The sequence below is a fragment of the Weissella sagaensis genome (genome assembly GCF_005405285.1).
GTDB lineage: Bacteria > Bacillota > Bacilli > Lactobacillales > Lactobacillaceae > Weissella > Weissella sagaensis.
Genome location: NZ_BJDT01000006.1, coordinates 105612 through 111611 on the forward strand (window position 1 = coordinate 105612; position 6000 = coordinate 111611).

At 34.0% G+C, this 6000-nt stretch carries 9 protein-coding genes; 8 read left to right on the plus strand and 1 reads right to left on the minus strand.

The features are described from left to right. Positions 1–154 precede the first annotated feature (154 nt). The 8 genes from FFM55_RS07240 to FFM55_RS07265 all read left to right on the plus strand — a co-directional run bounded on the left by FFM55_RS07240 (position 155) and on the right by FFM55_RS07265 (position 5820). Positions 155–463 (plus strand): hypothetical protein, encoded by a 309-nt coding sequence (locus FFM55_RS07240; RefSeq protein ID WP_042492651.1) that lies wholly within the window; start codon positions 155–157, stop codon positions 461–463. A 13-nt stretch (positions 464–476) separates the two neighbouring features. Further along, positions 477–1262, plus strand: a complete 786-nt coding sequence (locus FFM55_RS07245) for a DNA/RNA non-specific endonuclease (RefSeq protein WP_042492654.1) — start codon at positions 477–479, stop codon at positions 1260–1262. Positions 1263–1264: 2 nt separating this feature from the next. Next, positions 1265–1945 carry a hypothetical protein gene (locus FFM55_RS07250; RefSeq protein WP_042492656.1) on the plus strand — a complete coding sequence of 227 codons (681 nt, stop codon included), beginning with the start codon at positions 1265–1267 and terminating at the stop codon, positions 1943–1945. Beyond that, a complete protein-coding gene (locus FFM55_RS09835; RefSeq protein WP_165314767.1) occupies positions 1938–2285 on the plus strand; it encodes a hypothetical protein in 348 nt (115 codons plus the stop codon). The genes FFM55_RS07250 and FFM55_RS09835 overlap by 8 nt, the downstream gene beginning before the upstream one ends. Further along, complete coding sequence (gene mobP2, locus FFM55_RS09840) at positions 2278–3693, plus strand: MobP2 family relaxase (protein ID WP_167494800.1); 1416 nt, start codon at positions 2278–2280, stop codon at positions 3691–3693. The genes FFM55_RS09835 and mobP2 overlap by 8 nt, the downstream gene beginning before the upstream one ends. An 84-nt stretch (positions 3694–3777) precedes the next feature. Beyond that, a complete protein-coding gene (locus tag FFM55_RS07260; RefSeq protein ID WP_042492659.1) occupies positions 3778–4047 on the plus strand; it encodes a hypothetical protein in 270 nt (89 codons plus the stop codon). A 94-nt stretch (positions 4048–4141) separates the two neighbouring features. Next, entirely contained in the window at positions 4142–4312 is a 171-nt protein-coding gene (locus FFM55_RS09845; protein ID WP_155982498.1) for a hypothetical protein, read from the plus strand. 329 nt (positions 4313–4641) lie between these two features. After that, positions 4642–5820, plus strand: a complete 1179-nt coding sequence (locus FFM55_RS07265; protein WP_052348389.1) for an RNA-directed DNA polymerase — start codon at positions 4642–4644, stop codon at positions 5818–5820. Here the strand turns inward: FFM55_RS07265 and FFM55_RS07270 are convergent. Continuing rightward, a partial coding sequence (locus FFM55_RS07270; protein WP_170999657.1) for an integrase core domain-containing protein occupies positions 5817–6000 on the minus strand: 184 nt, incomplete at its 5' end. The genes FFM55_RS07265 and FFM55_RS07270 overlap by 4 nt on opposite strands.

Below are 6000 nucleotides of genomic sequence, written 5' to 3' on the forward strand. Positions count from 1 at the left end.
ATGGTAGTATCACCAAGAATGCCCGCACAGCGGGGTTATATCACAACGTGGTATCATTCCCCCTTAACCTGTTATTTATCATTGATGTATTTGAACTTTAATTTGGGTGCAATAAAGAATTTGAATTTTGACTTAATGATTGAGGTTTAACTTAATGACAAATCAATTTATAATGCGCAACTTATCAGACCATACTTTAAAGATTATTGATGCAGAAGCTGCACGAAATAATATCTCACGAAATGCTTTATTACAAATTGTCATTGAGAACTTTGCGAATAACTTAGAACAAGCCAATGCAAACGAAATTTTGTTGGAACCTTTGCAAGATGTTACCAAACAATTGAATACGTTAACGCATGCAACAACTGATTCACAACATGCAATCTCACATGATTTAACCGCTTTAAAAAATAGTATTGATCAGTTAATTAAGTACATGTATGACGATACATTTGAATAAAAGGAGAAACAAAATGTATGGTTATCAACGACGATGGCTACGTCGATTAATGGTGATAGTAATGACAGTGGTAGCAGTCTTAGTTTTTGTTAAACGAGATGTTATTTTAGATCATCTTTTTAATCAATTTAGTCAGTCAACAGCAGCACCTAAGATACCGCAAAAAGAGGACCCACAGAAAAAATTAGCCGCACAAGATTTTACAAATCAACAAGCGATGGTGGTTAATGATAATCAACCTAATTTTACAGCAAGCGATTTAAAAACAACCGCAGAACCCTGGCAAAAGTTGTCCCATCGGGATTGGTTAGGACGACCTAAACAAGCCAATGCTTTACTGAATCAAAAACAGATGCCAACGCTCAAAAGAAAAAAATTAACTGTTAAAACGCCTGGTTATCATGTGTATCGACTTAAGCAAAATGGTCAAGAAACATATCTTTATAATCGTTCACATTTAATTGGTTATCAGCTAACTGGATTGAACAATGATGCCCGTAATTTAGTAACTGGTACGCGTGCGATGAATGCTATTCATGAAGAAGATAACCAAGCATCAATGGAAACTTATGAGAATCAAATTGCAGCTTATTTACGACAATCGTCCAATCATTATGTTCGTTATCAAGTGACCCCATTATATCGAAACGTTGAACGTGTACCACGGGGTATTGAACTGGCTGGTCAATCGATTGGTGATGATGTGATTAAGTTCCATGTTTATATTTTCAACAGCCAACCAGGTTGGCAAATTAATTATTATACAGGCACAGCTTTACAACAAAGTGAGGAGAAATAATCATGCAAACTTTAAGTGAATTTCGTCAAAAATTAAAGCGGAAAAATCAGAATCGTATCAAGTATTTACGAACAAAATTTAAAAATTACGCCGATGAAGATTTGAATGAAAACGTTGCTGATGAACTAAGAGGCTTAATCAATATCACCGAAATTTTGGATCATGAGCCAACTGAAGAAAATAGTCGGCGTCGTCAAATTACTATCAAGACGAGTCAGCAAGAAGCTTGGTATCGTGATGTCTTTAAAACATGGCTTGACCAACATCCGGAAACGGGTATTAGTGGTGATAATAATGCTGGGATGTATCGTTTTGCGTTAACTTTTTTTGTAAATCAAGTCATCTTAAATCCAAAAAATAATAGTCTGTCATATGCTGATTTATTAAAGGGCATGGATGAAATCAATGACCCAGATCCAATGTTAAATCAAATCAATTTACAGATGAACGATTTAAAAGAAATGACCTCATTTATTGCAGCCATGGACTACTTAGAAAATATGCAAGTCTTTGGTCCAACGCGACAAATTGATGAAATAATTCAAACGGATATTCGTTCAGAAATTGATAAGAGTAGTCAGTATGCGAAAGACTATAATGCCTACCAGAAGCGTCGTAAAAATGATCTTGCAAACAAACGTCAGCGCCGTCGCGGTGAAGGAATGGAATTTAAACATGACTAATCAAAATTTTGATTTACAAGCAGCTTTAGAAAAACTACATGAAGAAGATTGGTTGCATCCTGATCAATCTGCCTTTCAAGATAAGATGACGGTTCAAGAAGTTGAAACGGAGAAGAACTATCGGCAAAAAAATTATTGGCTTGCGCAATTTTCCCATTTATTAATGAACCAGTATCAACAAAATAGTCATGCATGTGCTAGAATTTTGCACCAAACAAGTCATAAAAATATTACGCGAGCTGTTGCCCGTTATCCGGAATCAGATTTTGCAACTTTAAAGGACGTTCAGAAAAGTTTAGCAGCTTACGCACGACAACAAGGAGTGAAAACAGATGGCTAAAACAGGGGGCTTTGCGAATTTTGCAACGGGGGAAAAGAAAACAGGTGCCGTGTTATTACCAACACATTTTACGACAGCAGCACAAGCAACTAAAGCCGGTAAACAATTTGGTAATCTAGTGCGCACTTATGCGGCAAAAAGTTCCAAAGTAATGGATGAAAATAACCAAGCTTTGGTCGATATAACTGATGCTGAACAAGTCCAAGAGTCGAGTAATAGTTTTGGTTATAGTTCTCGCTTTTCTGCTACGGGTGATGAACACCCTCTGTTTGATAGTGACACGTTAAATATGACCGATGAGCAGATGGACAACCTGGAAAATAAACTAAACTTGGCCCAAGAAAATGGCAATATTTTGCATGAGATGGCCTTCTCAATACGAGGTGATTGGTTGGTTGAGAATAATCTGTATGATCCAGAAACAAAGCAATTAGATCAAGATAAATTAAAGCGGGCTGAACAACATATTGTGCACGATTTATTTGAAAAAGGTGGGTCACAACCTTTAGGACAAGGTCCTGATGATGTGGTTTGGTTTGGTGCCGTGCATCAAGATACTGACCACCTTAACATGCACATTTGGTACGCAAAGATTTCACCAGAAACGCGACCTAGTATGTTACTTAAAAGTGGTAAACCAAAAGGTGTTATTGATTTTAAAGCAAAGCACCAAGCTGAAAGTAAATTTCGTTATGAAATAGAATCAGACGCAACGAAAATTAAACGGGCAAATGTCTATGAAGCGGTGGGAAATTATCGCACACAAATTAAACAAGATTCTTTGACAAGGTTGGATCGGACACACAAATACACGGCGGACCTGCAGAAAATTTATGATGTCTTACCACAAGATTTACGGGGGCGTTGGAAGGTTGGTAACACTGATAAGTTAGTAACGAATGATACAAGCCGAATGGCACCAGCTAATCGACAAATGAATGGCTTGATTGATAAGTTATTGACGAATGAATTAAAAGATGATTACCAAGAATTTCGAGCAACTGCACAAAAAATGGATGACATGATGGCAGAAACGCATGGAAATCAACACAAAGGTCAAGAGAAATGGTCAGAAGCACAAGATAAACGACTACGTAAAGAGTTAGCTAATGGTATTTATCGGCAATTTAATGAACAGTTTAATACAGATCAGAAGATTAACGATGGTAAGTTTCACAAACAGGCCAAAGGGAATTTTGAAAAGGTTAAACAACGTAATGATCAACCTGAAAATCCTAAAATGGTGACGCCACACAAACCTGCACCTGTCGGTAAATTAAATAAAATTGCAAAACGGATGACGAAACAAAGTCGACAGGAAATACAACAAATGCATCGGATGTTACAAGACACGATGGTAGATCAATCACAAAATGTTAGTGATGAATCACTTTCACGGCATTTATAGGTTTTACAGAGTTAATATACAAATCGTTATTTGCAAAGGTGTAGAATTAAGGTATTGATATAAAACATAAAGAAAGGTCGAAACATGAGAAAAAAAGATTTATCAAGACAATTCGTTTTAGCCATTAATGATGTAGGAAAAAACAGTGAATTAGGGATTTTTTTAAGTACTTATCAGGCAAAATTAGACAAAAATCAGCTAAAAGGCCTTGAAATAACACGTTTTACTGATGGAATCTCAAAAGTAGTCCGTAAATCACATCAAGGTGTTCCAACATCTGTCACAAAGCTTATTTCTATGATAAATCAACGTGGTATTTTGAATGGCTTTGGCCTAGGCTTACGAATGTTCTAAAATGAATTATTAGTCAAGAAGTGACAAATCACTTTCACATAATTCAATGTGCTGTCCCAAATGTCTAAGGGTTTGTTTTCAGGATGGAGGGTTTATGAATAACAAAGAGTCAAGAAAACAAAGAACAATACGAAAGGCCAAAGATCGTAGACAATTAGAAGATGATGTAAAAGACATTCAATTCTATTCTCAATTTGTTCCAAATGAAGCGTTAAATATATCGGAAGAAATTTCAGATTGGCTAAATAACGATAATAATTGGTGATTTGCAAAAAATGAGATTAAATTATTAATTAATACAAATACACTAAAACAAGCCAGTATAGTTTATTTGGTGAGTTTTCATTTATAAGGTCTTTACACATTTATGAATAACAAATTAACATAAAAATACTCCTATACTTTCATTTTACGGACTGAATAAAAATAGTCCATTTTTTAGTATTAGAGCAAAAAAATCGATGCTTTTTAAGCTATACATGATGTTAGGAATACTTAGTTCATTTTTCAAATTTCATGTAAGTGTCATTGTTCTTCTTACTTTTTAGACAAATTTGATGCATAATTAAATTAATTAAAAGTTTGGAGAAAAAAATGTTTGATAGTAGCTTTTATGAAACGAATCTATATAATTCTTTGTTTTCTATAGAATTCTTAACCAGATTTGGATATTATGATTCAATAACGAAGACCGATAGTGTGAATACTTATGCTCAATCTGATAGCTTTTTGATTGACATTTTCAATATGGATTCTTTAGCTGATTACATGCAGAATCATCAAGGTGATTTAGAAAATCTATTTTTTAGTGATGTAACAACTGGTAATGAAATTACTGAACCAATTTCGTTCTCAATTCCAAAAAATTTGATTTCTAGGAGAGAGTACAAAATGCCAAATATATACAGCTATTTACAGTTGGCATATTATGTGACACTCAACAAAAATGAATTTGTTGACGCTTTCAACGAAAATAAGCATAGTACTTCTAAATATTTCAATCAATTGAAGTATAATTATACGGTTACTCAAAAAATTAGAGAAGGTCAACTTGCGGATGACAATAATATTCTCAATATGGATTTAGGTAATTTTTATCACTCACTTTATACACATACTATTTCTTGGATGCTGATGGGACGAAATGAGTCAAAAAAACACAGAAGAGGAGGGTTTAGTAATACATTAGATCATTTGATTCAGCAGGAACAATTTGGTGAAACCTATGGTGTTCCGGTAGGAAATCTAATATCAAGAATAATTACGGAATTATACATGTGTAATTTTGATAAACAAATAGATTCTGCTTTTGAAGGTGGCGTCAGATTTACACGATATGTAGACGATTTTCATTACACATTTACAAACGAATCACAAAAAGATGCATTCGTACAAAGATTTAGGTTCTTATGTAGAGAATATAGACTAAATGTTAATGAATACAAGACTAAAGTTGATACTTTTCCTTACCTCACGTCGCTAGACAAAGACTCAATATTTCATTACTTTGATAACAAATTTCAGGGTGAACAAATTTCTGAAAAACTACTGAAACAATCAATTATTGCATTTATAGATCTTTGTTTAAAAGAAGAAAGTCAAGGCAATAAAGGTTCTATTAAGTCATGTTTTTCAGTGTTAAATAATTTTCTAGAAAAAATCATTAAACAAAAAAGGTTAAGTAAAAAGTCAATTAATGCATTGTTCACAAATGACGAAAATTTGACGAACTTTAACTGCTCCTATGTCAATAAATGGCACATATTTTTCTAAACACTCGTTCTAATTCTGTCGGAATTAAACCAACTGATGTAATTTGAGGTCCGGATTACCAAGTCCTCAAAATTGGAAAAAGTTGTTTGAAAGGCAAACTCTCTCTTCAACAATGAGTGAAAAGCTTCAATTGGCCCATTATCATAAGGATAACCTTGTTTTGAGTATGAGTGGCTAATC

Bases quoted from the DNA above. Each gene is read 5' to 3' on its own strand.
- FFM55_RS07240 (WP_042492651.1), top strand. From the start codon at position 155: ATGACAAATCAATTTATAATGCGCAACTTATCAGACCATACTTTAAAG.
- FFM55_RS07245 (WP_042492654.1), top strand. From the start codon at position 477: ATGTATGGTTATCAACGACGATGGCTACGTCGATTAATGGTGATAGTA.
- FFM55_RS07250 (WP_042492656.1), top strand. From the start codon at position 1,265: ATGCAAACTTTAAGTGAATTTCGTCAAAAATTAAAGCGGAAAAATCAG.
- FFM55_RS09835 (WP_165314767.1), top strand. From the start codon at position 1,938: ATGACTAATCAAAATTTTGATTTACAAGCAGCTTTAGAAAAACTACAT.
- mobP2 (WP_167494800.1), top strand. From the start codon at position 2,278: ATGGCTAAAACAGGGGGCTTTGCGAATTTTGCAACGGGGGAAAAGAAA.
- FFM55_RS07260 (WP_042492659.1), top strand. From the start codon at position 3,778: ATGAGAAAAAAAGATTTATCAAGACAATTCGTTTTAGCCATTAATGAT.
- FFM55_RS09845 (WP_155982498.1), top strand. From the start codon at position 4,142: ATGAATAACAAAGAGTCAAGAAAACAAAGAACAATACGAAAGGCCAAA.
- FFM55_RS07265 (WP_052348389.1), top strand. From the start codon at position 4,642: ATGTTTGATAGTAGCTTTTATGAAACGAATCTATATAATTCTTTGTTT.